The sequence below is a fragment of the Burkholderia sp. MSHR3999 genome, from assembly GCF_000833595.1.
GTDB lineage: Bacteria > Pseudomonadota > Gammaproteobacteria > Burkholderiales > Burkholderiaceae > Burkholderia > Burkholderia ubonensis.
This window is the reverse complement of the sequence record NZ_JRFO01000001.1, coordinates 413,188-438,730: the sequence shown is the minus strand read 5'-3', so window position 1 is coordinate 438,730 and position 25,543 is coordinate 413,188. Positions and strand designations below refer to the sequence as shown.

Sequence of the window (25,543 nt, the reverse complement as noted above, 5' to 3'; positions counted from 1 at the left end):
GCCGCGGGCCAGAACTACAAGCCGGGGCTTCGACATTCGGCCCCCAACCGCATTCAGGCGCTCGTATCAGCCGAACCGCCGTCAGTCCCTGCCACCCGGAACACCCGCTCCCACAACGCCGTCACCACCGCCCGCTCGTCGGCGACCGTCGCCGGGTCGACCCGCGCCTTCTCCATCCCGTCGAGTCGCAGCTTGTGCTGCAGCTTCCGGTACGTGCGATAGGCCGCGCCGACGCGTTCGGCTTCCGCCTCGCTCATCAGCCCGAAGCGCGCGACCTCGCGCAGCAGCGCGATGTTGCCGGTATTGCGAATCAGCTCCGGATCGCGCGACGCATGCAGCAGCACCCAGTACTGGACGATGAACTCGATGTCCACCATCCCGCCGCGGTCGTGCTTCAGGTCGAACAGCTCGCCCTGGTTCGGATGGCCGGCGAACACCTTGTCGCGCATGTCGACGATTTCCTTCGCGAGCACGGCCGCGTCGCGCGGCATCGTCAGCACCTGCCGGCGGATCGCCTCGAACGCCGCGCCGATCTGCGCGTCGCCCGCGCTGTAGCGCGCCCGCGTCAGCGCCTGGTGCTCCCAGACCCACGCGGTGTTCGCCGCGTCGCCCTCGCGCAGCTGATAGCGGCGGAACGCGTCGAGATCGGTGACGAGCAGCCCGGCCTCGCCGTTCGGCCGCAGCCGCAGGTCGATGTCGAACAGCGCGCCCGCGCCGGTGGCCGTCGTCAGCCACGTGATCAGCCGCCGCGTGAACGTCGTGTAGACGTCCGCCGCGCGCTCGTCCGGGTCGTCGTACAGGAAAATCAGGTCGAGATCCGACGCATAGCCGAGCTCCTTGCCGCCCAGCTTGCCGTACGCGATCACCGCAAACTTCGGCACGTCGCAGTGGCGCTTCGCGAGCTGCGACCAGACGATCTCGATCGTCACGTCGAGCACGGCGTCGGCCAGCTCGGACAGGCGGTCGCTGATGTGCTCGACCGACAACTGCCCGGCGAGATCGATCAGCAGGATGCGGAACACCTCCGCGTGCTGCGCGTGGCGCAGCAGGTCCATCTGCTGCTCGGGGCCGTCGGCCGCCGCGAGCCGCGCGCGCAGCGCATGCTTGAACGCGGGCCAGTCGAACGGGCTCGCGATCGCCTCGTCGTCGAGCAGCTCGTCGAGCAGCTGCGGATGCCGGATCAGGTAGCCGCCGCCCCAGCGCGTCGCACCGAGCACCGACAGCACGCGGTCCAGCGCCGCCGGGTACTCGGTCAGCAGCGCGAGATAGACGCCGCGCCGGCTGACCGTCTCGAGCAGGTCGAACAGCCGCACGATCGTGTCGTCGCGGTGCGCGGCGTCGATTCGCGGCGCCGCCTCGAGCGCGCGCTGCGCGACGCTGTCGAAGCGCTGGCGGCTCTTTTCCGCGAGGCCCGTGTAGCGCGACGAGCGCCAGACCGCGCGCAGGCGCGTCAGCACGGCCTGCGGATCGCCGAAGCCGAGGCTTTCCAGACGGGCCACCAGCGTATCGTCCGTGCCGTCGTCGGCGAGCGCGCCGCTCCAGATCCAGGCCGCCTCGCTGTCGTCGGCGGCCCCGCATGGCCCGCCGCTGACCTTGTCCGCGAAGATCTGGTCGAACTGCGCCTCGACGAAGGTCCGGTGGCCGTCCAGCACCGTCATCAGCGCCGCATAGTCGGCCAGGCCGAGCGATGCCGCCAGCGCCGCGCGCTCGTCGGCGTCGACCGGCATCGCGTGCGTCTGCGCGTCGTTGCGGTATTGCAGCCGGTGCTCGAGCGTGCGCAGGAAGCGATACGCGTCGGCGAGCCGCGCCTCGACGTCGTCGCCGATCAGCCCGCGCGCCTGCGCATGGCGCAGCACGGCGAGCGTCGGCCGCACGCGAAAGCCCGCGTCCTGGCCCCCGCGGATCAGCTGGAACACCTGCGCGCTGAATTCGATCTCGCGGATCCCGCCGCGCCCGAGCTTGATGTCGTCGGCCTTGTCCGGCCGCATCGACGCGCGGCGCGCCGCTTCCTGGCGAATCTGCTGGTGCAGCGAGCGGATCGCGCCGATCACGCCGAAATCGAGGTAGCGCCGGTAGACGAACGGCTTGACGATCGCGTCGAGCTGCGTCGCGAGCCGCCGGGCCGCGTCGCTTTGCCCTTCCGACACGAGCCGGCCCTTGATCCACGCGTAGCGCTCCCACTCGCGCCCCTGCACGTAGAAATATTCCTCGAGCATCCCGATGCTGCAGACGAGCGGCCCGGAATCGCCGTTCGGGCGCAACCGCATGTCGACGCGGAACACGAAGCCGTCGGCCGTCACTTCGGACAGCACGCCGATCAGGCGCCGGCCGAGCCGCGTGAAGTATTCCTGCGTCGACAACGCCGCGCGGGCGCCGCCCGCCGTCTCGCCGTCGTCCTCGTAGACGAAGATCAGGTCGATGTCGGACGACACGTTCAGCTCGCGCCCGCCCAGCTTGCCCATCCCGACCACGCCGAGCACGACGCGCTGGCCGTCGGCGCCGCGCGGCTCGCCGTACAGCGCGTCGAGCTCGGCCGACAGCAGCGCGAGCGTGCGCTGCACGGCCACCTCGGCGAGATCGGTCATCGCGCCCGTGACCTCGGCGACGTCCGCAAGCCCGCGCAGGTCGCGCTCGGCGACCGCGCCGAACACCTCGGCGCGCAACTGGCGGAGCGCCTTCTTGAACTGGTCCTCGGTCGGCGCGGCCGCTCCGGCGAGCGCCGCGAGCAGCTCGTCGAGCCGCGTTTCGAGCTGCGCGCGGGACAAGGGGGCGGCCGCCCACGCGGCGATCCGGCCGGCGAGCGCGGGGCGCGCCGCGACCGCGCGCGCCAGATAGTGGGAATAGGACGTGCTGATCAGGGCTGAAGCGTCGGTCATCGAGATGCGGGCCTTGCGCAAGAATCGGGCGACATGGCGAACGTGCACGCGCTGCCGCGAGCGCGGCAGGCGCACGATCGCGCGCCGGGAAGCCCGTGCCGCGCCGCCGCAACGGCCGCCGGCACGGACCCGTGTGATACATTTCAACGTCAGTTCGCAAACTACCACACCGCCGCCCGTCCGCCGCATGCCCGACCGTCAGGAATCCGCCGTAGCAGTGCCCAAAGCGGGACCTCCGAAGCACGATCATCCGGTATTGCGCCGCGTGTTCAGGATCACGCTGGCGATCGGGGCGGGCACCTACTTCGTCGCGTCGGGCGCATTCCTCGGGCTGCGCTACGTGCTGCTGCCCGGCGTCGACGACTACCGGCCGCGCATCGAGCGGTTCGTTTCCGACAAGCTCCACGCGCAGTTGTCGATCGGCAAGCTGGCGCCCCACTGGTCCGGCATGCAGCCGGGCGTCGAAGTCACCGGGCTGACGATCCGCGGCCGCGACGGCCGGGTCGCGCTGTCGGTGCCGCATGCGACCGCTGCGCTGTCCTGGTGGTCGCTGCTGCGCCTGTCGCCCGCGCTGTCGAGCCTGATCGTCGACCAGCCGGACCTGGTCGTCGAGCGCACCGCGGACGGCGAGCTGTTCATCGCCGGGGTCGGCGTGCCGACCACCCACGGCGGCCACGACGACACGTTCAGCACCTGGCTCCTCAGGCAGGAAGCGATCGTGCTGCGCGGCGGCACGCTGCGCTGGCGCGACGCGCGGCACGACGCGCCGGAGCTCGCGCTCGCCGGGATCCGGCTCGCGGTGCTCAACGACGGGCGGGTCCACCGGGCGGCGCTGCAGGCGCCCGCGAACGGCACGCTGCTGCGCGGCCCGCTGGATTTCCGCGCGCGCTTCACGCACAAGGCGCTCGAGCCTGTCGGCAAGCCGGCGAACTGGACCGGCGATGCGTACCTGTCGACCGGCTCCGTCGACCTGCCTACTCTCGCCCGCTACGTGAACATGCCGTTCACGATGCACGCGGGCCGGATCGACAACGCGATCTGGGCGACCTTCCGGGACGGCCGCCTGCGCTCGGCGGGCGGCAACCTGCAGGGCGCGGACGTCGCGCTGCGGGTGCGGCCGACGCAGCCGCGGCTCGACGTGCCGATCGCCCGCTTCGGCTGGGACATGACGATGGACCCCGGCCACGACTACACGCTGCACCTGTCGCGCTTTCACGCGGAGCTGGGGCAGCCGCCGCTGCCGGACGGCTCGCCGCTCGCCCGCTCGCTCGGCATGGCGACGCTCACCGCGCGCTACCGGGTGCCGTCCGCGAGCCAGGGGCAACTGATCAGCGTGGCCGGCGACCGCGTCGATCTCGGCATCCTCAGCGAATTCATCCGCGGGCTGCCGCTGCCGGCCCACCTGCGCAACGAGCTCGTGCGGGTCGACCCGCGCGGGATGGTGTCGAACTATCACATCGAGGTCGAGCGCGCGAAGCCGGCGAAGGCCGAGCTCGCCGAAGAAGAGCAACGCACCGGCGCCGCGCCGGTCGTCCGCTACCGCTTCCTCGGCGACCTGCAGGGCATCAGCTTCGCCGCGCAGGAGCCGCCGCCCGGCCTGTCCGCGCACGGCCACCCGCGCGCCGGCTGGCCGGGGATCGAAAACCTGTGGGGCCGCGTCGACGCGACCGAGACGGGCGGCGTCGCGCATTTCGACACGGTCAACGCCGCGGTCACGGTGCCCGGCGAGTTCGACGAGCCGCGCCTCACGTTCGACCGGCTGCGCGGCAACGCGAAATGGGTCGTCACGCCGGCGCCGGGCGAGAAGCACGCGCGCGTCGACGTGACGGTGCCCGACCTGCTCGTGTCGAACCCGGACGCCGAGATCGCGGTGTCGGGCAGCTACACGAACCCGGGCCACGGCCGCGGCTCGCTCGACCTGCGCGCCGACTTCGCGCGCGCCGCGGTCGCGCGCATCCCGCGCTACCTGCCGACCGGCATGGCCGAGCACCTGCGCCAGTATCTCGGCCACGCGCTGCAGGCGGGACAGGTCACCAAGGGCGCGTCGATCGTCGCGCGCGGCCCGCTCGAGACGTTCCCGTACGAGCACGACCCGAGCGGCGGCGTGTTCCGCATCGTCGCGCCGTTCACCGGCGGCAAGTTCGAACCGACACCGTTCCCGCCGCACACGCTCGCGAACGGCGCGCCGAGCGTGTGGCCCGCCCTCACCGGCATCGACGGCGTGTTCGAGCTCGAGCAGAACAAGCTGCGCTTCGACATCGCCCGCGCGTCCTACAAGCAGGTCGCGCTGACGAAGGTCCGCGGCCGGATCGACGACCTCGGCCGCCCGGTCACGTCGCCGCTCGTGATCGAAGGCGAGGCGCGCGGCCCGCTCGCCGACCTGATCGACTATGCGAACAACAGCACGCTCGGCAGCCTGAGCGACCACGTCGGCGAACGGATCGACGCGCAAGGGCCCGCGACGCTCGCGCTCAAGCTGACGATCCCGCAGCGAATCGCGCACCAGCACACGAGCGTCGAAGGCGCGCTCGCGTTCGGCGGCAACACGCTGTCCACCGACGGCGTGCCGCCGCTGTCCGCGCTGCGCGGCAGCGTGCGTTTCACGCAGTCCGGCGCGGCGCTCGACAACCTCTCCGCCCGCTTCCTCGGCGGCCCGGTGCGCGCGAACGGCAGCCTGACGTCGCACGGCCCTTACGCGTTCGACATCGACGGCCGGCTCGCGCTCGACGCCGCGCGCGGGCTGAACCTGCACGGCCCCGCGGCCGCGCTGCTCGAGCACGTGGTCGGCGACGCGCCGTACCGGATCGCCGTGCGCGGCGCGCCGGGCCGCCTGCCCGACGTGACGGCCCGCTCCGACCTGACGGGCGTCGCGCTGAACTTCCCGGCGCCGTTCGCGAAGCCCGCGGGCACGCCGATGCCGTTCAGCTTCACGCTGCGGCCGGCGGCGCCGCAGACGGACGCGCGGCGCCTCGAGCACGCCGACCTGACGCTCGGCCCGATCGCCGCGACCTACGTGCTCGACGCGACGCGCGGCCAGCCGCTGCGCGCGGTGCGCGGCGCGATGGGGATCCACCGGATGCCCGACGTGCCGCAGGAAGGCGTGAGCGCGGCCGTCGACGTCGGCGAGCTGGATGCCGATGCGTGGCTCGCGCTCGCGCACACGCTGCGCGGCCCGCAGCGCGCGCAGGAGCCGCAGGCGGCCGAACGCATCGATCTCGCGAGCTTCGCGCCGAAGCGCTTCGCGTTCCATTTCGGCACGCTGAAGCTGCTCAAGCGCAACTGGGAAAACGTGATCGTCGGCGCGTCGCACGTCGACGAGCTGTGGCAGGCGAACATCGCGTCGAACCAGGTGTCCGGCTACCTGTCGTGGGCGCCGGGCGGCGGCGACAACGGCGCAGGCGTGCTGAACGCGCGGCTCGCGAAGCTCGTGATTCCGCAGAGCGCCGAGCAGGATCTCGTCGGCCGCGCGATGAACCTGCCGACGCCGGCCGACCGCCCGATTCCGTCGATCGACCTGGTCGTCGACGAAGTCGTCGAGCGCGGCCACGACATCGGCCGGCTGGTCGTCAACGCGCGCAACGTCGAGGAGGACGGCGTGCCGGTCTGGCAGCTCGACAAGCTGGAGCTGTCGAACCCGGCGGCGAAGCTCACCGCGACCGGCAACTGGCGCACGTCGCGCCGGGCGCTCGCGCGCGGCGTCGACGAAGCCGACGCGCCGCGCCGCAGCGTGTTCGACTTCAAGCTCGACATCGACAACGCGGGCGCGCTGCTCGACCGCGTCGGCCTGCCCCGCACCGTCGGGGACGGCCACGGCACGCTGACCGGCAAGGTCGGCTGGCGCGGCGGCCCGACGGCGCTCGACTACCCGTCGCTCAACGGCCGCCTCGCGCTCGAACTCGAGCACGGCGAGATCCTGAAGGTCGATCCGGGCGCGGCGAAGCTGCTCGGCGTGCTGAGCCTGCAGAGCCTCGCGCGCTTCCTGACGCTCAATTTCCGCGAAGTCGTCGGCAAGGGGCTGCCGTTCGAGAAGATCACCGGCACCGGCCAGATCACCAACGGCATCGCGCACACCGACGATTTCGAGATGACGACGCCGCCCGCGAAGGTCACGCTGAAGGGCTCGGTCGACCTCGGCGCGGAGACGCAGGACCTGCGCGCGCACGTTGCGCCGAAGATCGGCGCCGGCACGGCGGCGATCGCGGCCGCGATCATCAACCCGCTGCTCGGCGTCGGCGTGCTGGCCGCGAACTACGCGCTGTCGGAAACGCTGTCGCGCGCGTTCGCGATCGACTACGCGATCAACGGCTCGTGGGCGCATCCGCACATCGAGCGGGTGCGGGGCGATCAGGGTAAGATGAATCACGACGCGGCCGGCACGTCGAATCCCTGAGTCGCACGGGCCGCACCCCATTTATGACGCAATCGATCTCGCGATGACCGACCCTGCCCTTTCCGCCACGCCCGTCCGGGTTGCCGCGCTGCAGATGGTGAGCACGCCGGACGTCGCGCGCAATCTCGCCGAGGCGCGCCGCCTGATCGCGGAGGCCGCCGGCGAAGGCGCGCAGCTCGTGCTGCTGCCCGAGTATTTCTGCTTCATGGGGCACCAGGACACCGACAAGCTCGCGCTCGCCGAAGCCTACCGGGACGGCCCGATCCAGCAGTTCCTCGCCGACGCCGCGCGCCGCCACGGCATCTGGGTGATCGGCGGCACGCTGCCGCTGAAGGCGCCGGAGGCGAACCGCGTGCTGAACACGACGCTCGTGTTCGATCCGTCCGGAACCGAGGCGGCCCGCTACGACAAGATCCACCTGTTCAGCTTCGAGAAGGGCGACGAGTCGTTCGACGAGGCGCGCACGATCCGCCCGGGCGACACGGTCGTCACGTTCGACGCGCCGTTCGGCCGCGTCGGGCTGTCGGTCTGTTACGATCTGCGCTTTCCGGAGCTGTACCGCAAGATGGGTGACTGCGCGCTGGTCGTCGTGCCGTCGGCGTTCACCTACACCACCGGCCGCGCGCACTGGGAAACGCTGCTGCGCGCGCGGGCGGTCGAGAACCAGTGCTACGTGCTCGCGGCCGCGCAGGGCGGCAGGCACGAGAACGGCCGCCGCACCTGGGGGCACAGCATGCTGGTCGACCCGTGGGGCGAGATCGTCGCGGAGCGCGCCGAAGGCGCGAGCATCGTGACCGGCACGCTCGACCCGCAACGCATCGCGGACGTGCGCCAGAGCCTGCCCGCATGGCGGCACCGCGTGCTCGGCTGACGCCCGCCCTCACCGGCCTGCCCCTTGAAACCCCGGCCCGCGCGAACCATCTGCCCCTATCCGCACCCGACACTTTTTTGAGAAACCCCGATACCCGCATGAACATCATCGAACCCGGCATCCGCAACCTGGCGCTGGCGAAGGACATCCTGCTCACGCCCTATGGCCTCGACGAGAGCCTCCTGACGCGCACGATCGCCGACATCTTCACGCATCGCGTCGACTACGCGGACCTGTACTTCCAGGCGACCCGCAGCGAAGCGTGGAGCCTCGAGGAAGGCATCGTCAAATCGGGCAGCTTCAGCATCGACCAGGGCGTCGGCGTGCGCGCGGTCGCGGGCGACCGCACCGCGTTCGCGTATTCCGACGACCTGTCGCCCGAGGCGATCGCGCAGGCGGCCGCGGCCACCAAGGCGATCGCGGCCGCGGGCGGCGGCCGGCAGAAGGTCAAGGCGGCGACGTCGCTGAAGGGCATTTCGGGCCGCGACCTGTACCTGCCGTCCGACCCGCTCGCGTCGCTCGACGCCACGGCCAAGGTCAAGCTGCTCGAGCGCATCGAGCAGATGGCGCGCGGCCGCGACCCGCGCATCACGCAGGTGATGGCGGGCCTCGCCGGCGAATACGACGTCGTGCTCGTCGCGCGCAGCGACGGCGCGCTCGCGGCGGACATCCGCCCGCTGGTGCGCGTGTCGGTGACGGTGATCGCCGAACAGAACGGCCGCCGCGAGATCGGCACCGGCGGCGGCGGCGGCCGCTTCGACTACGGCTACTTCACGGACGACGTGCTGTCGCGCTACGTCGATGACGCGGTGCATGCGGCGCTCGTGAACCTCGATGCGCGCCCGGCGCCGGCCGGCGCGATGACGGTCGTGCTCGGGCCGGGCTGGCCGGGCGTGCTGCTGCACGAGGCGATCGGCCACGGCCTCGAGGGCGACTTCAACCGCAAGGGCTCGTCGGCGTTCGCGGGCCGGATCGGCGAGCAGGTCGCCGCGAAGGGCGTGACCGTCGTCGACGACGGCACGCTGCCGAACCGCCGCGGCTCGCTGAACATCGACGACGAAGGCAACCCGACGCAGTGCACGACGCTGATCGAGGACGGCATCCTGAAGGGCTACATCCAGGACACGCTGAACGCGCGCCTGATGAAGATGCCCGTCACCGGCAACGCGCGGCGCGAGTCGTACGCGGCGCTGCCGATGCCGCGCATGACGAACACCTACATGCTGAACGGCGACAAGGACCCGCAGGAAATCATCGCGTCCGTGAAGAACGGCCTGTACGCGGTGAACTTCGGCGGCGGCCAGGTCGACATCACGAACGGCAAGTTCGTGTTCTCGGCGTCCGAGGCGTACATGATCGAGGACGGCAAGGTGACGTATCCGGTCAAGGGCGCGACGCTGATCGGCAGCGGCCCGGAATCGCTGAAGTACGTGAGCATGATCGGCAACGACATGTCGCTCGACACCGGCGTCGGCGTGTGCGGCAAGGAAGGCCAGAGCGTGCCGGTCGGCGTCGGCCAGCCGACCCTCCGGATCGACAAGATGACGGTCGGCGGCACGGCATAACCGCATCGCCGCGCAGACATTCCGCGTATTTTGCAAAAAGCGCGCGGAATGTCCGCATTTTTGTCGGACCCCGGTTGCCAGCCGCGCGGCGAGCGGGTATAAATTCCGAATCAACTTTTTTGACGAACCAACTTTCCGTCATGTCCGCCAAGTTTTACTTTTACTTTTTTTGGCATCTCAGACCGCTGGCGGATCGAGAGGGTTGATGGCGCGTAAAGCGCAACCAAAATTCCCGAAAAAACCGCCGGCGAACCCGGCGGTTTTTTTTCGCCCTTCGCCACCCGGTCGCCGCCGCAGCCGTCCCGCCGCGCCGGCCGAAACGACTGAATTGCCTGAATTGATGAATTTGCCGCCCGCGCACTGACCGAACGGCTAGCCCTATCAAGGAGAAACAGCATGCCCCCGCACAATACCGACGACGTCCGCATTCGTGAACTCAAGGAGCTGACGCCGCCCGCCCACCTGATCCGCGAGTTCGCGTGCTCCGAAGCCGCGTCCGAGCTGATCTACAACGCGCGGCAGTCGATGCACCGGATCCTGCACGGGATGGACGACCGGCTGATCGTCGTGATCGGGCCGTGCTCGATCCACGACACGAAAGCGGCGCTCGAGTATGCGGGGCGGCTGGTGAAGGAGCGCGAGCGCTTCAAGAACGAGCTGGAAATCGTGATGCGCGTGTACTTCGAGAAGCCGCGCACGACGGTCGGCTGGAAGGGGCTCATCAACGATCCGCACCTCGACAACAGCTTCAAGATCAACGAAGGGCTGCGCACCGCGCGCGAGTTGCTGCTCCACATCAACGAGATGGGGCTGCCGGCCGGCACCGAATACCTCGACATGATCAGCCCGCAGTACATCGCGGACCTGATCTCGTGGGGCGCGATCGGCGCGCGCACGACCGAATCGCAGGTGCACCGCGAGCTGGCGTCGGGGCTGTCGTGCCCGGTCGGCTTCAAGAACGGCACCGACGGCAACGTGAAGATCGCGGTCGACGCGATCAAGGCGTCGTCGCAGCCGCACCATTTCCTGTCGGTGACGAAGGGCGGCCACTCGGCAATCGTGTCGACGGCCGGCAACGAGGATTGCCACGTGATCCTGCGCGGCGGCAAGGCGCCGAACTACGACGCGGAAAGCGTGAACGCCGCGTGCGCGGACATCGGCAAGGCGGGCCTCGCCGCGCGCCTGATGATCGACGCGAGCCATGCGAACAGCTCCAAGAAGCACGAGAACCAGATCCCGGTGTGCGCGGACATCGGCCGCCAGATCGCGGCGGGCGACGAGCGCATCGTCGGCGTGATGGTCGAGTCGCACCTCGTCGAAGGCCGCCAGGACCTGAAGGAAGGCTGCCCGCTGACCTACGGCCAGAGCATCACCGATGCGTGCATCGCGTGGGAAGACAGCGTCAAGGTGCTCGAAGGCCTCGCGGAATCCGTCAAGGCGCGGCGCGTCGCGCGCGGCAGCGGGAACTGATTCGGCACGAAGGGGGGCGGTGCCCGCCGCCGTTCGCTGCGAAAAAAAGCCCGGCATACAGAGGCCGGGCTTTTTCCGTTCTTTGGGAGGGAGAAGCGTCAACGCGTCATTCGAGCGCGCCCGAGCCGAAGATCTCGGTATTCACGCGTTCCGGCGCGACGCCCAGCGCGACGAGCGCATCGCGTTGCGCCTTCATGAACGCGATCGGGCCGCAGATGTAATAGTCGGCGTCCGGCACCAGCGCATGGTGCTTCACGCGCTCCGGCGTGAGCCGCCCTTCGAGATCGTGGTCGATGCCCGCGCGGTCGTTCGGCCCGACCAGCTCGTACAGCACGGTCCGCTTGACGTTCGCGTGCTCGCGCACCGTGTCGTTGAGCCAGTCGCGAAACGCGTGCACCGCGCCGGAACGGCACGCATGGATGAAGCGCACTTCGCGCGGGCTGCCTTGCCCGACCAGCGTCGACGCCATCGACACCATCGGCGTGAGGCCGACCCCGCCTGAGATCAGCACGACCGGCGTCGGCACGTCGCGCTTCAGCGAGAACTCGCCCATCGGCGCGGTCACCTCGACGATCGCGCCCTCTTCGACGCCGTCGTGCATCAGCGTCGACACCTTGCCCGCCGGGATCGCCTCGGCCTGGCCCGCCTCGCGCTTCACCGAAATGCGCAGCCACTTGCCGTTCGGCGCGTCGGACAGGCTGTACTGGCGCGGCTGATCGACGCCCAGGTCGCCGACGAAGCGCTTCACGGTCACGTACTGGCCCGGTTCGAACGTCGGCGCTGCGCCGCCGTCGGCCGGCGTCAGGTAGAACGACGTGATCTCGTCGCTCTCGCGCACCTTGCGCGCGACCTTGAACGGACGGAAGCCGCTCCACGCCGCGCCCGCATACAGGTCCGCCTCGGCGCCGATCAGGATCTGCGCGAGCTGGCCGTAAGCGACGCGCCACGCTTCGAGCGTGTCCGCATCGACCGCGTCGCCGAGCACTTCGACGATCGACGCGAGCAGGTTCTCGCCGACGATCGGGTAATGCTCGGGACGGATGTTCAGGCTTGCGTGCTTGTGCGCGATGTGCGACACCGCACCGCCGAGCGCCCCCAGGTTGTCGATGTTCGCCGCATACGCGTAGACCGCCTTCGCGAGCGTCTCGGGCTGGCTGCCGGTCTTCTGGTGCGTCTGGTTGAACAGGTTCTTCAGTTCGGGGTGACGCGCGAACATGCGCCCGTAGAAATGCTTCGTGATCGTCGCGCCGTGCTCGGCGAGGACGGGGGCGGTGGCTTTCACGCGGGCCATCTGGTCGGCGGTGATGTGGGTCATGTTCGTTCTCCGTTAAACATGCCCATACAATACATCTTTAAAATCCCGCGCCGGCTTGGGCAAATTGTCGCAGCGCATCAATGGGGGGCCGGCTCCCCCACTGCTGCGCCCGTCACGTCGCCCGGCCGCGCTCCCACAGCACGTCCGCGCCGCCGTCCGCGCGGTTCAGCACGCGCGCGAGCACGAACAGCAGGTCGGACAGCCGGTTCACGTACCGGCGCGGCGTCTCCTGCAGCGTTTCGACGCGGCCGAGCGCGACGATCGCGCGCTCGGCGCGCCGGCACACGGTCCGGCACACGTGCGCGAGCGCCGCCGCGCGCGAACCAGCTGGCAGGATGAATTCCTTCAGCGGCGGCAGCGTCGCGTTGTAGTCGGCCAGCCACTGGTCGAGGCGCGCGAGATGCGCATCGCCGAGCACCGTGTGGCCCGGGATGCACAGCTCGCCGCCCAGGTCGAACAGGTCGTGCTGGATCGTGACGAGCGCCGCGCGCACGTCGTCGGGCAGCGTTTCGGCGAGCAGCACGCCGAGGGTCGAATTCAGTTCGTCGACGTCGCCGATCGCGGCGATCCGCACGTCGTCCTTGCCGACGCGCCGGCCGTCGCCGAGGCCGGTGGTGCCGTCGTCGCCGGTGCGCGTGGCGATCTTGCTCAAGCGGTTGCCCATGCGAAGTCCTCTCGTGCTCGGCCGCGGCGCGGCGCGGCCAGGGTTGCATTGCAAGCCGATTATCGCAGCCTGCCGCGCGGCTCGCAGCAGGTGTTCCAGCGTAGAATGAAAGCCAACCGCCCCGCCGCGGTACCGCCCGGCAAGCTGTCGGACCTTGCACGGGACCAGGCGCAAAGCGCGGGACCGGTTGCCGGTGCCGAGGCGCTCGCAGCCTTGCATGGGACCGCACCCGGCGCCGAAGCGCCCATGCTGATCGAGAGGAGACTTGCGTGAATCACCCCGCCCCGCCGGCCGCACCGACCGGAACGCGCCGCCCCCTGCCCCCCGCCCTGCTCGATGCGCTGCGCGCCGCGTTCGGCGAGCGCGTGTCGACGGCCGACGCGGTGCGCACGCATCACGGCCGCGACGAATCGCCGTTCGACCCGCAGTTGCCCGACGCGGTCGTGTTCGCGCACAGCGCCGACGACGTCCGGCAGGTCGTCACGCTCTGCGCGCTCTACGGCGTGCCGCTGATCCCGTACGGCGCGGGCTCGTCGCTCGAGGGCCACCTCCTCGCGGTGCGCGGCGGCGTGTCGCTCGACCTGTCCGAAATGAACCGCGTGCTGTCGATCAACGCGGAAGACCTGACCGTAACCGTCGAGCCCGGCATCACGCGCAAGGCGCTCAATGAAGCGCTGCGCGACACGGGCCTGTTCTTCCCGATCGATCCCGGCGCCGACGCGAGCATCGGCGGCATGACCGCGACCCGCGCGTCCGGCACCAACGCCGTGCGCTACGGCACGATGCGCGAGAACGTGCTCGGCCTGACCGCGGTGCTCGCCGACGGCCGCGTCGTGAAGACCGGCTCGCGCGCGCGCAAGTCGTCGGCCGGCTACGACCTCACGCGCCTGTTCGTCGGCTCCGAAGGCACGCTCGGCGTGATCACCGAAATCACGCTGCGCCTGCACCCGCTGCCGGAGGCCGTGTCGGCCGCGACCTGCACGTTCCCGTCGATGGGCGACGCGGTGCGCACGGTGATCGAGACCATCCAGATCGGCGTGCCGATCGCGCGCGTCGAATTCGTCGATGCGCTCGCGATCCGCTCGATCAACCGCCACTCGAACCTGACGCTCGCCGAGGCGCCGACGCTGTTCTTCGAATTCCACGGCACCGAGGCCGGCGTGAAAGAACAGGCCGAACTGGTCGAGGCCCTCGCCGGCCAGAACCACGGCCAGGGCTTCGAATGGGCGACCCGGCCCGAAGACCGCAGCCGGCTCTGGGCCGCGCGCCACAACGCGTTCTTCGCGATGCTGCAACTGAAGCCCGGCTGCCGCGCGGTGACGACCGACGTCTGCGTGCCGATCTCGCAGCTCGCCGCGTGCGTCGAGGAAACCGAGACCGACCTGCGCGCGTCGTCGCTGCCGTGCCCGATCGTCGGCCACGTCGGCGACGGCAATTTCCACGTCGCGATCCTGATCGATCCCGACCGGCCCGAGGAGCTCGAGGAAGCGGAACGCATCAACGACCGGATCGTCGAGCGCGCGCTGCGCATGGGCGGCACCTGCACGGGCGAGCACGGCGTCGGCCTGCACAAGATGCGCTTCCTGCCGAAGGAGCACGGCGACGACGCGATCGACGCGATGCGCGCGATCAAGCTCGCGCTCGACCCGCGCAACCTGATGAATCCCGGCAAGATCTTCACGTGCTGACCACGCAGGAGACCTCATGAACGCCCCCGAACTGTCGGCCGAGATGCGCGCGCAGCGCCAGCGCGAAGTCGTGCAGGCGCTGATGGCCGTGCTGCCGACGCATTGCCTGCTGTATCGCGAGGAAGACACCGCGCCATACGAATGCGACGGCCTGTCCGCGTACCGGCGCCTGCCGCTCGCGGTCGCGCTGCCCGAGACGGAATCGCAGGTGCAGCGCATCGTGCAGATCTGCCGGCGCATGGAAGTGCCGATCGTGCCGCGCGGCGCGGGCACGAGCCTGTCGGGCGGCGCGCTGCCGATCTCGCTCGGCGTCGTGCTGTCGCTCGCGCGCTTCACGCGCATCGTCGAGGTCGACCCGTATGCGCGCACCGCGACCGTGCAGCCCGGCGTGCGCAATCTCGCGATCTCCGAGGCCGCCGCGCCGTACGGCCTGTATTACGCGCCCGACCCGTCGTCGCAGATCGCCTGCACGATCGGCGGCAACGTCGCCGAGAATTCCGGCGGCGTGCACTGCCTGAAGTACGGCCTGACCGTGCACAACGTGATGCGCGTGCGCGCGGTGACGATCGAAGGCGAAATCGTCGAATTCGGCTCGCTCGCGCTCGACACGCCTGGCCTCGACCTGCTCGCGGTCACGATCGGCAGCGAGGGCATGTTCGCGATCGTCACCGAAGTCACGGTGAGGCTGATCCCGAAACCGCAGACCGCGCAGCTCGTGATGGCGAGCTTCGACGACGTGGTCAAGGGCGGCGAGGCGGTCGCGGCGATCATCGCGTCGGGGATCATCCCGGCCGGCCTCGAGATGATGGACAAGCCGGCGACGCAGGCGGTCGAGACGTTCACGCACGCGGGCTACGACCTCGACGCGAAGGCGATCCTGCTGTGCGAATCGGACGGCACGCCCGAGGAAGTCGCCGAGGAGATCGTCCGGATGACGGCGGTCCTGCGCGAGCACGGCGCGACGCGCATCCAGGTGTCGCGCAACGAAAGCGAGCGGCTGCGCTTCTGGTCCGGCCGCAAGAACGCGTTTCCGGCCGCCGGGCGGATTTCCCCCGACTATTACTGCATGGACGGCACCGTGCCGCGCCGCGCGATCGGGCCGCTGCTCGCGCGCATCGAGCAGCTGGAGGCGCGTTACGGGCTGCGCTGCATCAACGTGTTCCACGCGGGCGACGGCAACATGCATCCGCTGATCCTGTACAACGCGAACGATCCTGACGAACTGCACCGCGCCGAGCTGTTCGGCGCGGACATCCTCGAGTGCTGCGTCGAATTCGGCGGCACCGTGACGGGCGAGCACGGCGTCGGCGTCGAGAAGCTCAACTCGATGTGCGTGCAGTTTTCGCCGCAGGAGCGCGACGCGTTCTTCGCGGTCAAGCGCGCGTTCGATCCGCCCGGGCTGCTCAATCCCGACAAGGGCATCCCGACCCGCGCGCGCTGCGCCGAATACGGCCGCCAGCACGTGCGCGGCGGACTGCTGCCGCACCCCGAGCTGCCGCGCTTCTGAGCCGGCGGCGCGGCACACGCGCCGCCGCAATCGGGCTTAGGGATAGTCGCGATGTGCATTCGCGCGGCCCCGGTACAATCGACCGGACAACGACACGAGACGAAACGACAACCGATCATGGAAGAGGACGACATCGTCGCCGGCTGGGCCGAACGCGTTCGCGCGGCCAGCGCCGACGGCCGGCCGCTGCGCCTGCGCGGCGGCGGCACCAAGGACTGGTACGGCCAGGCGCTCGAGGGCGAGATACTCGATACGCGCGCGTTTCACGGCATCGTGTCGTACGACCCGGCCGAACTCGTCGTCACGGTCCGCGCGGGCACCCCGCTCGCGCAGCTCGAAGCCATCCTCGGCGAGCGCGGCCAGATGCTGCCGTTCGAGCCGCCGCATTTCGGCCGCGCGGCCACGGTCGGCGGCTGCATCGCGGCGGGGCTCGCCGGCCCGCGGCGCGCAGCCTGCGGCGCGCCGCGCGACTTCGTGCTGGGCGTCGAGCTGATGAACGGCCGGGGCGAGGTGCTGCGGTTCGGCGGCCAGGTCGTGAAGAACGTCGCCGGCTACGACGTGTCGCGCCTGATGGCCGGCTCGCTCGGCACGCTCGGGCTGATGCTCGAGCTGTCGATCAAGGTGCTGCCGGTGCCCGTCGCCGAAATCACGCTGAAGTTCGAGATGAGCGCGACCGATGCGGTGCGCAAGCTCAACGAATGGGGCGGCCACCCGCTGCCCGTCAGCGCGAGCGCGTGGCGCAACGGCACCCTCGTGCTGCGCCTGTCCGGCGCCGAGGCCGCGGTGAAGGCCGCGAAGACGCTGCTCGGCGGCGAAGTCGTCGACGCGGTCGAAGCCGAGCGCTTCTGGGCCGGCTTGCGCGAACACACCGATCCGTTCTTCAACGGCATTCCGCCGGGCTTCGCGCTGTGGCGCCTGTCGCTGCCGAGCATCACCGAGCCGATGCACCTGCCGGGCACCCAGCTGATGGAATGGGGCGGCGCGCAGCGCTGGTGGATCACCGACGCCGACGCGCAGACCGTCCGCATGAGCGCGAAACAGGCGGGCGGCCATGCGACGCTGTTCCGCGCGGGCGAATCGTACGACCGCAGCGCCGGCGTGTTCACGCCGCTGCCCGCGCCGCTGATGAAAATCCACCGCGGGCTGAAGGCGGCATTCGATCCGGCGCGCATCTTCAACCGCGGCCGGCTCTACCCCGATCTCTGAGATGCAGACGAACCTCGCCGATTTCATCCGCAATACGCCCGACGGCGACGAAGCCGACGCGATCCTGCGCAAGTGCGTGCATTGCGGGTTTTGCACCGCGACCTGCCCGACCTACCAGCTGCTCGGCGACGAGCTCGACGGCCCGCGCGGGCGCATCTACCTGATCAAGCAGATGGTCGAGGGCGCGCCCGTGACGCGCAGCACGCAACAGCATCTCGACCGCTGCCTCACGTGCCGCAGCTGCGAGACGACCTGCCCGTCCGGCGTCCAGTACGGCCGCCTCGTCGAGATCGGCCGCAAGCACGTCGAGGCGCAGGTGCGGCGCCCGCTGTCGCAGCGGCTCGTGCGCCGAGCGCTCGCGAGCTTCGTGCCGAACAGCGCGCTGTTCTCGCCGGTGATGCGGCTCGGCCAGCACGTGCGGCCGCTGCTGCCGAAGCGCCTGCGCGACAAGGTGCCGCCGCGCACGAAGCTGCTCGAATGGCCGAACCGCACCCATCCCCGCAAGATGCTGATGCTGGCCGGCTGCGTGCAGCCGTCGATGCTGCCGAACATCAACATCGCGACCGCGCGCGTGCTCGACGCGCTCGGCGTCGAGACCGTCGTCGCGCCCGAGGCCGGCTGCTGCGGCGCGATCCGGCTGCATCTGAACTATCACGACGAGGCGCTCGACGACGCGCGCCGCAACATCGACGCGTGGTGGCCCTACGTCGAACAGGGCGTCGAGGCGATCGTGATGAACGCGTCCGGCTGCGGTGCGACGGTGCTCGAATACGCGCACCTGCTGCGCGACGATCCGGCCTATGCGGAGAAGGCGCAGCGCATCGTCGCGCTGACGCGCGACGTGTCCGACGTGCTGCTCGCGTTCGAGGCCGAGCTCGCGACGCTCGCGCGGCGCCGCGCAATCCATACCGTCGCCTACCACCCGCCGTGCACGCTGCAGCACGGCCAGCAGTCGCGCGGCAAGGTCGAGCGGCTGCTCGAGACGCTCGGCATCGACGTGCGCCTGCCTGCCGACAGCCACCTGTGCTGCGGCTCGGCCGGCACCTATTCGCTGACGCAGCCGTCGCTGTCGTACAAGCTGCGCAAGCAGAAGCTCGCGAATCTGCAGGCGCTCGAGCCGCAGATGATCGTCTCCGCGAACGTCGGCTGCATCGCGCACCTGCAAAGCGGCACGCCGATTCCGGTCGCGCACTGGGTCCAGCTGGTCGAGCACCTGCTGTACGGCTAGAACGGGCACCGCGTCCGTATAATGATGCGCATCCAAGCGCCGCGCGCCGGCGGCGCGACCGCTCCCGTGCCTGCTCTCGTGCCCGTCATGTCCGACCTCGCCGTTCGCCTCGAATCCGTCCACCGCCGCATCGCCGACGCCGCCCGCGCGGCCGGGCGCGACCCCGCCGCCGTCACGCTGCTCGCCGTCTCGAAGACCTTCCCCGCCGATGCGGTGCGCGCCGCGCACGCAGCCGGCCAGCGCGCGTTCGGCGAGAACTACGTGCAGGAGTCGATCGACAAGATCGACGCGCTCGCCGATCTGCGCGCGGCGCTCGAATGGCATTTCATCGGGCCGCTGCAGTCGAACAAGACGCGCCCCGTCGCGGAACGCTTCGACTGGGTGCATTCGATCGACCGGCTGAAGATCGCGCAGCGGCTCGCCGAGCAGCGGCCCGCGCACCTGCCGCCGCTCAACGTGTGCGTGCAGGTGAACATCAGCGGCGAGGCGTCGAAGAGCGGCGTCGCGCCGGCCGACGTCGCCGAGGTCGCGCACGCGGTGGCCGCGCTGCCGTCGCTGCGGCTGCGCGGCCTGATGGCGATCCCCGAACCCGCGGGCGACGCCGACGCGCAGCGCGCGCCGCATCGCGCGCTGCGCGCGCTGTTCGACGCGCTGCGCGCGGATGGGCTGCCGCTCGATACGCTGTCGATGGGCATGTCCGCCGATCTCGAGGCGGCCGTGCTCGAAGGCGCGACGATCGTGCGGGTCGGCACCGCGATCTTCGGCGCGCGCGACTATTCCCATTGATCCACTTCTCATTCCCGACATCATGAAGATTGCATTCATCGGCGGCGGCAACATGGCCGCGGCATTGATCGGCGGCCTCGTCAAGCGCGGCGTCGGCGCGGACGGCCTGTACGCGATCGACGTCAACGAAGACGTCCGCGCGCGCGCCGCGCAGCAATTCGGCATCCGCACCGGCGCGGCCATCGACGCGACGCTCGCGGATTACGACGCGATCGTGCTCGCAGTGAAACCGCAAGTGCTGAAGGACGTCGCGCAGGCGCTCGCGCCGCATCTGAAGTCGCAGCTCGTGATCAGCATCGCGGCCGGCATCCGCGGCGCGGACCTCGCGCGCTGGCTCGGCAGCTATCCGCGCGTCGTGCGCACGATGCCGAACACGCCGGCGCTCGTCGGCATGGGCGTGACGGGGCTCGCCGCGCTGCCGGGCGTCGACGCGGCGGGCCGCGAACTGGCGTCGAACGTGCTCGGCGCGGTCGGCGAGATCGTCTGGTTCGACGACGAGTCGCAGCTCGACGCGGTCACCGCGATCTCGGGCAGCGGCCCCGCATACGTGTTCTATTTCATCGAAGCGCTGCAGGAAGCGGCGCGCCGCCTCGGGCTGAACGACGAGCAGGGCCGCGCGCTCGCGGTCGCGACGTTCACGGGCGCCGCGCAGCTCGCCGCGCAATCCGGCGAGCCGGCCAGCGTGCTGCGCGAACGCGTGACGTCGAAGGGCGGCACGACGGCGGCCGCGCTCGCGTCGTTCGACGCGCAAGGGGTCAAGGAAGCGATCGTGCGCGGCGCGCTCGCGGCCGAGGCGCGCGCGAAGGAAATGGGCGACGAGCTCGGGCGCGACTAAATGGAACGTGCGGGCGGAACGTGCGCGGCGGTTGCGGCTCCGCCCCCCGCTCGCCCCTTCGCGCAAACAGAAAAGCGGCCCGCGGGCCGCTTTCTCTTTTTCCGGCGCAGAATGCGCCGCCGTCACCGGCGCTCAGAGCCCGGCCACCGCGTAATGCGCGGCGATCCCGGCGAACAGCACGCCGCCGAGCCAGTTGTTGTGCCGGAATGCGGCGAAGCACGGCATCCGCTCGCGATCCTTGATCAGCGTGTAGTGATACACCGCGCAGCCGGCCGCCGCCGCCCACCCCGCCCAGTAGACGAGGCCGAAGCCGAGCGTCAGCCCGACCCACACGTAGATGCCGAGCGTGGCCGCATAGCATGCCATCACCGCCGCGACGTCGAAGCGGCCGAACGTGAGCGCCGACGTGCGGATGCCGATCTTGATGTCGTCGTCGCGATCGACCATCGCGTATTCGGTGTCGTAGGCGACCGACCAGAACACGTTCGCGATAAGCATGACCCACGCGAGCATCGGCACCGTGTCCTGCACGGCCGCGAACGCCATCGGAATGCCGAAGCCGAACGCGATGCCCAGGTACGCCTGCGGGATCGCGAAGAAGCGCTTCATGAACGGATAGGTGCCCGCGACGATCACCGCGACGACCGACAGCTCCTTCGTCAGCATATTGAGCGGCAGGATCAGCAGGAACGCGACGAGCGCCAGCCCGACCGCGATCGCGATCGCTTCCCACGCCCGGATCTTGCCGGACGTCAGCGGACGATCGGCCGTGCGCTTCACGTGACGGTCGAAGTCGCGGTCGGCGTAGTCGTTGATCGCGCAGCCGGCCGATCGCATCAGCAGCGTGCCGAGCGCGAAGATCACGAGCAGCGACCAGCGCGGCTGGCCGTTCGACGCGATCCACAGCGCGTTGAGCGTCGGCCAGAGCAGCAGCAGGCTGCCGATCGGCTTGTCCATCCGGACGAGCCGCAGATACAGGGGAAAGCGGGCGAGCATGGCGAAGCACCGGGAAGATAACCCCGGCATTTTAGAGCCGGGCAGCGGTTCGCGTCATGTCGGGGCGGCTCGCGCCCGGCGCCCGCGCAGCGGGGATCGTGATCGGCCCTCTCGAGCGAAACGGGCTCGCGCGCTCAACCGGCCGCGACGGCGGCGACGTGGTGCAGCGCCTGCGCGACCAGCACGGCCGCGCCGCTGCCGGCGATCGCGAAGCCGACGAAGCGCCGCAGCGCGGCCGCAGGCGCGCGCGTCACCGGCGCGGCGAGCGCGACGCGCATATCCATCATCAATTGCGTCATGATCGTGACTCCTTCAAACAGAACGACAAAATCCATCCGTCAGACGAAAACGGCCGGTCTCGCGACCGGCCGTTTCCCCGTTACCCGCCGTCAGTGCGTCAACAGCGAGGCGTCGCGATTACGCGAGATCGAAGCGATCGAGGTTCATCACCTTGTTCCAGACCGCGACGAAGTCGCGCACGAACTTCTCCTGCGCATCCGCGCTGCCGTAGACCTCGGCCAGCGCCCGCAACTGCGAGTGCGAGCCGAACACCAGATCCACGCGCGTGCCGGTCCACTTCACCTTGCCCGTCGCGCGATCGCGCCCTTCGAACACGTCGTTGTCGGCCGAGACCGGCTTCCACTCGGTGCCCATGTCGAGCAGGTTCACGAAGAAGTCGTTGGTCAGCGCCTCCGGCCGGTGCGTGAACACGCCATGCGCGCTCTGCCCGACGTTCGCGCCCAGCACGCGCAGCCCGCCCAGCAGCACCGTCATTTCCGGCGCGCTCAGCGTCAGCAGTTGCGCCTTGTCGACCAGCAGCGCTTCGGCCGGCACCCGGTACTTGCCCTTCACGTAGTTGCGGAAGCCGTCCGCGTGCGGCTCGAGCACCGCCATCGCGTCGACATCGGTCTGCTCCTGCGACGCGTCCGTGCGACCCGGCGCGAACGGCACCGTCACCGTCTGGCCCGCGTTCTTCGCCGCCTGCTCGACGCCCGCGGCGCCGGCCAGCACGATCAGGTCCGCGAGCGACACCTGCTTGCCGCCCGTCTGCGCGTCGTTGAACGCGCTGCGGATGCCTTCGAGCGTCGCCAGCACCTTCGCGAGCTGCGCGGGCTGGTTCGCTTCCCAGTCCTTCTGCGGCGCAAGGCGAATGCGCGCGCCGTTCGCGCCGCCGCGCTTGTCGGAGCCGCGGAACGTCGACGCCGACGCCCACGCGGTCGACACCAGCTGCGACACGGACAGGCCCGACGCGAGAATCTTCGCCTTCAGGGCGGCTGCATCGGCGTCGTCGATCAGCTCGTGGTCGACGGCCGGAACCGGGTCTTGCCACAGCAGCGCCTCAGCCGGCACTTCCGGGCCGAGATAGCGTGCGCGCGGGCCCATGTCGCGGTGCGTCAGCTTGAACCACGCCCGGGCGAACGCGTCGGCGAACTGGTCCGGGTTCTCGTAGAAGCGCCGCGCGATCTTTTCGTAGGCCGGATCGAAGCGCAGCGACAGGTCCGTCGTCAGCATCGTCGGCAGGTGCTTCTTCGACGGATCGAATGCATCCGGAATCACCGCGTCGGCGCCCTTCGCAACCCACTGGTGCGCGCCGGCCGGGCTCTTCGTCAGCTCCCATTCGTAGCCGAACAGGTTCTCGAAGAAGTTGTGGCTCCACTGCGTCGGCGTGGTCGTCCACGTGACTTCCAGCCCGCTCGTGATCGCGTCCTTGCCCTTGCCGGTGCCGTAGCTGCTCTTCCAGCCGAGCCCCTGCTCCTCGATGGCCGCAGCCTCCGGCTCGGCGCCGACGTTCGACGCGGGCCCCGCGCCGTGGGTCTTGCCGAACGTATGGCCGCCCGCGATCAGCGCGACCGTTTCCTCGTCGTTCATCGCCATCCGCGCGAAGGTCTCGCGAATGTCGCGCGCCGCGGCGATCGGGTCGGGGTTGCCGTCCGGGCCTTCCGGGTTCACGTAGATCAGGCCCATCTGCACGGCGGCCAGCGGGTTCTCGAGGTCACGGTCGCCCGAGTAGCGGCTGTTCGGGCCGCCGCTCAGCTCCAGCCAGATCTTCTCCGAACCCCAGTAGACGTCGTCCGGTTCCCACGTGTCCGCACGGCCGCCCGCGTAGCCGAAGGTCTTGAAGCCCATCGATTCGAGCGCGACGTTGCCGGCGAGGATCATCAGGTCGGCCCACGAGATGTTGCGGCCGTACTTCTGCTTGATCGGCCACAGCAGCCGGCGCGCCTTGTCGAGGTTGCCGTTGTCGGGCCAGCTGTTGAGCGGGGCGAAGCGCTGCTGGCCGCCGCCCGCGCCGCCGCGGCCGTCGCCCGTGCGGTACGTGCCGGCGCTGTGCCACGCCATGCGGATGAACAGGCCGCCGTAGTGGCCGAAGTCGGCCGGCCACCAGTCCTGCGACATCGTCATCAGCGCGCGGAGGTCCTGCTTGAGCGCCGCGAAGTCGAGCTTCTTGAATGCTTCGGCATAGTCGAAATCCGCCTCCATCGGATCGGACACCGACGCATGCCGGTGCAGAATGTCCAGGTTCAGCTGTTCGGGCCACCAGTCCTTGTTCGACGTGCCGCCGGCTGCGGTTTGATGGAACGGGCACTTGCTTTCAGTCGACATGCGTCTTCTCCTATGATCATCTGCATCCGCCTGCTCGGCCCGGAAGCCGGGCGCCGTCGGCGGACGGGCACTGCGGGGAAAAAAACAGGAGACCCTCTCCCGTGTACTACGGTGATGCCGGAATCGATGCCGGGCTGGGCGCGCGTTCAGCCGCCGTACGTGCGCTGCGCCAGGTAGGCGAACGCAATCGGGCGCAAGCGCCGGATCGCGGCCCGGGCGCGATCGAAGACCTTCCCGCGCGGCGGGATCTTCCGCTGCGCGTGCTGCATGACCAAATGCATCATGACATCCTCCTTTGACGCTTGCATTGAACGTGCGGACCGGTGCGCAACGCCGCTCGATCCATGCGAAGGATTCTATATTTCGCTATTGATTTTTTGAAATCAATAAATTTCATCTATACGATAGGCAAAAATAAACGGGGCCGCAAGGTCCCGTCCCTGAACTGCGACCACAGGCCGCGCCTGATCAGTTCATCGTGGCCGGCATGTCGAGCTTCGCGACGCCCGGCAGCTCGCACGCGGCGATCGCCTCGCTGATCGCGTCGATCGCGGGCATCCGCGTGAAGCTCTTGCGCCACACGAGCACGACGCGGCGGTCCGGCACCGGCTCGTTGAACGGCACGTACGACAGCAGCTCGGCGTCCGGGCCGTTCGCGCGCGGGCCGATCTCGGCGACCGACATCCGCGGCAGCACGGTGATGCCGACGCCGCTCGCGACCATGTGGCGGATCGTTTCGAGCGACGAGCCCTCGAAGGTCTTCTGGATGCCGTCGGCCGTCTGCGAGAAGCGCATCAGTTCCGGGCACACGCCGAGCACGTGGTCGCGGAAGCAATGGCCGTTGCCGAGCAGCAGCATCGTTTCCTGCTTCAGGTCCTCCGCGTCGATCTGGTTGCGCTTCTCCCACGGATGCCCGGCCGGCAGCGCGACGACGAACGGCTCGTCGTACAGCGGCCGCACCATCAGCCCCGTTTCCGGGAACGGCAGCGCCATGATCGCGGCGTCGATCTCGCCCTGCTTCAGCAGTTCGAGCAGCTTGAGCGTGTAGTTCTCCTGCAGCATCAGCGGCATCTGCGGCACGCGCTGGATCATCTGCTTGACGAGCGTCGGCAGCAGGTACGGCCCGATCGTGTAGATCACGCCGAGCCGGAACGGCCCGATGAGCGGGTCCTTGCCCTGCTTCGCGATCTCCTTGATCGCGAAGGTCTGCTCCAGCACGCGCTGTGCCTGCGTGACGATCTGGTCGCCGATCGGCGTGACGCTCACTTCGCTCGCGCCGCGCTCGAAGATCTGTACGTTGAGCTCGTCTTCCAGCTTCTTGATCGCCACCGACAGCGTCGGCTGGCTCACGAAGCACGCTTCGGCCGCGCGGCCGAAATGCCGTTCGCGCGCAACCGCGACGATGTATTTCAGTTCAGTCAGTGTCATTGCGGGTCAATCAAATATATACAGGCGATAGGTTTATTTTATACACCCTGTGGTGCCGGTTCGCCAAGTTTCTCCGCATCCTGACGCGCAAAACGGCGCTTTTAAATCCGGCCC

General features: G+C 69.7%; 20 protein-coding genes. 12 read left to right on the top strand and 8 right to left on the bottom strand.

The annotated features are described in order from the left end of the window. Nucleotides 1-53: 53 nt before the first annotated feature. On the bottom strand, nucleotides 54-2,876 hold the full coding sequence (gene glnE / locus KY49_RS02060) for a bifunctional [glutamate--ammonia ligase]-adenylyl-L-tyrosine phosphorylase/[glutamate--ammonia-ligase] adenylyltransferase (protein WP_042584510.1): 2,823 nt from the start codon (nucleotides 2,874-2,876) through the stop codon (nucleotides 54-56). Nucleotides 2,877-3,063: 187 nt separating this feature from the next. Between glnE and KY49_RS02055 the strand changes: the two genes are divergently transcribed. The 3 genes from KY49_RS02055 to tldD all read left to right on the top strand — a co-directional run bounded on the left by KY49_RS02055 (nucleotide 3,064) and on the right by tldD (nucleotide 9,702). Beyond that, nucleotides 3,064-7,266 (top strand): YhdP family phospholipid transporter, encoded by a 4,203-nt coding sequence (locus KY49_RS02055; RefSeq protein ID WP_042583160.1) that lies wholly within the window; start codon nucleotides 3,064-3,066, stop codon nucleotides 7,264-7,266. Nucleotides 7,267-7,309: 43 nt separating this feature from the next. Next, complete coding sequence (locus KY49_RS02050) at nucleotides 7,310-8,137, top strand: carbon-nitrogen hydrolase family protein (protein WP_042583159.1); 828 nt, start codon at nucleotides 7,310-7,312, stop codon at nucleotides 8,135-8,137. Nucleotides 8,138-8,235: 98 nt separating this feature from the next. After that, complete coding sequence (tldD, locus tag KY49_RS02045; protein WP_042583158.1) at nucleotides 8,236-9,702, top strand: metalloprotease TldD; 1,467 nt, start codon at nucleotides 8,236-8,238, stop codon at nucleotides 9,700-9,702. 110 nt (nucleotides 9,703-9,812) lie between these two features. Here tldD and KY49_RS38000 read toward each other — a convergent pair whose 3' ends face one another. After that, complete coding sequence (locus KY49_RS38000) at nucleotides 9,813-10,100, bottom strand: hypothetical protein (RefSeq protein ID WP_175551904.1); 288 nt, start codon at nucleotides 10,098-10,100, stop codon at nucleotides 9,813-9,815. Here KY49_RS38000 and aroG point away from each other — a divergent pair. Further along, on the top strand, nucleotides 10,099-11,172 hold the full coding sequence (aroG, locus tag KY49_RS02040) for a 3-deoxy-7-phosphoheptulonate synthase AroG (RefSeq protein WP_042583157.1): 1,074 nt from the start codon (nucleotides 10,099-10,101) through the stop codon (nucleotides 11,170-11,172). The two genes, KY49_RS38000 and aroG, sit on opposite strands and share 2 nt — an antisense overlap. Before the next feature lie 106 nt (nucleotides 11,173-11,278). Here the strand turns inward: aroG and hmpA are convergent, their stop codons facing one another. After that, complete coding sequence (hmpA, locus tag KY49_RS02035) at nucleotides 11,279-12,487, bottom strand: NO-inducible flavohemoprotein (protein ID WP_042583156.1); 1,209 nt, start codon at nucleotides 12,485-12,487, stop codon at nucleotides 11,279-11,281. Nucleotides 12,488-12,599: 112 nt separating this feature from the next. Continuing rightward, on the bottom strand, nucleotides 12,600-13,151 hold the full coding sequence (locus KY49_RS02030) for a cob(I)yrinic acid a,c-diamide adenosyltransferase (protein ID WP_042583155.1): 552 nt from the start codon (nucleotides 13,149-13,151) through the stop codon (nucleotides 12,600-12,602). A gap of 48 nt (nucleotides 13,152-13,199) precedes the next feature. On the opposite strand from KY49_RS02030, the gene KY49_RS36775 reads away from it, so the two are divergent. The 7 genes from KY49_RS36775 (at nucleotide 13,200) to proC (ending at nucleotide 20,401) form a co-directional block, all read left to right on the top strand. Further along, nucleotides 13,200-13,424 (top strand): hypothetical protein, encoded by a 225-nt coding sequence (locus KY49_RS36775; protein ID WP_156162412.1) that lies wholly within the window; start codon nucleotides 13,200-13,202, stop codon nucleotides 13,422-13,424. Beyond that, nucleotides 13,421-14,839 carry an FAD-binding oxidoreductase gene (locus KY49_RS02025; protein ID WP_042583154.1) on the top strand — a complete coding sequence of 473 codons (1,419 nt, stop codon included), beginning with the start codon at nucleotides 13,421-13,423 and terminating at the stop codon, nucleotides 14,837-14,839. Before KY49_RS36775 ends, KY49_RS02025 begins: the two co-directional genes overlap by 4 nt. A gap of 16 nt (nucleotides 14,840-14,855) precedes the next feature. Further along, nucleotides 14,856-16,346, top strand: coding sequence for an FAD-linked oxidase C-terminal domain-containing protein (locus KY49_RS02020; RefSeq protein WP_042583153.1), 1,491 nt, complete (start codon nucleotides 14,856-14,858; stop codon nucleotides 16,344-16,346). 117 nt (nucleotides 16,347-16,463) lie between these two features. Then, nucleotides 16,464-17,552 (top strand): glycolate oxidase subunit GlcE, encoded by a 1,089-nt coding sequence (glcE, locus tag KY49_RS02015; RefSeq protein WP_010091426.1) that lies wholly within the window; start codon nucleotides 16,464-16,466, stop codon nucleotides 17,550-17,552. A gap of 1 nt (nucleotide 17,553) precedes the next feature. Then, on the top strand, nucleotides 17,554-18,780 hold the full coding sequence (gene glcF, locus KY49_RS02010) for a glycolate oxidase subunit GlcF (RefSeq protein WP_042583152.1): 1,227 nt from the start codon (nucleotides 17,554-17,556) through the stop codon (nucleotides 18,778-18,780). A gap of 87 nt (nucleotides 18,781-18,867) precedes the next feature. After that, nucleotides 18,868-19,566, top strand: coding sequence for a YggS family pyridoxal phosphate-dependent enzyme (locus tag KY49_RS02005; RefSeq protein ID WP_042584509.1), 699 nt, complete (start codon nucleotides 18,868-18,870; stop codon nucleotides 19,564-19,566). A gap of 22 nt (nucleotides 19,567-19,588) precedes the next feature. Continuing rightward, nucleotides 19,589-20,401 carry a pyrroline-5-carboxylate reductase gene (gene proC, locus KY49_RS02000; protein WP_042583151.1) on the top strand — a complete coding sequence of 271 codons (813 nt, stop codon included), beginning with the start codon at nucleotides 19,589-19,591 and terminating at the stop codon, nucleotides 20,399-20,401. A gap of 132 nt (nucleotides 20,402-20,533) precedes the next feature. Here the strand turns inward: proC and ubiA are convergent, their stop codons facing one another. The 3 genes from ubiA to katG all read right to left on the bottom strand — a co-directional run bounded on the left by ubiA (nucleotide 20,534) and on the right by katG (nucleotide 24,001). Next, nucleotides 20,534-21,397, bottom strand: coding sequence for a 4-hydroxybenzoate octaprenyltransferase (gene ubiA / locus KY49_RS01995; RefSeq protein ID WP_042583150.1), 864 nt, complete (start codon nucleotides 21,395-21,397; stop codon nucleotides 20,534-20,536). Between the two features lie 134 nt (nucleotides 21,398-21,531). Then, entirely contained in the window at nucleotides 21,532-21,696 is a 165-nt protein-coding gene (locus KY49_RS37995) for a hypothetical protein (RefSeq protein ID WP_088500461.1), read from the bottom strand. 118 nt (nucleotides 21,697-21,814) lie between these two features. Further along, nucleotides 21,815-24,001 carry a catalase/peroxidase HPI gene (gene katG, locus KY49_RS01985; RefSeq protein ID WP_042583148.1) on the bottom strand — a complete coding sequence of 729 codons (2,187 nt, stop codon included), beginning with the start codon at nucleotides 23,999-24,001 and terminating at the stop codon, nucleotides 21,815-21,817. Between the two features lie 101 nt (nucleotides 24,002-24,102). Here katG and KY49_RS36770 point away from each other — a divergent pair, with 101 nt between their 5' ends. Next, entirely contained in the window at nucleotides 24,103-24,300 is a 198-nt protein-coding gene (locus KY49_RS36770) for a hypothetical protein (RefSeq protein ID WP_156162411.1), read from the top strand. A 169-nt stretch (nucleotides 24,301-24,469) separates the two neighbouring features. On the opposite strand, the gene KY49_RS01980 is transcribed toward KY49_RS36770, so the two are convergent. Then, nucleotides 24,470-25,429, bottom strand: a complete 960-nt coding sequence (locus KY49_RS01980; RefSeq protein WP_010091417.1) for a LysR substrate-binding domain-containing protein — start codon at nucleotides 25,427-25,429, stop codon at nucleotides 24,470-24,472. Nucleotides 25,430-25,543: the final 114 nt, after the last annotated feature.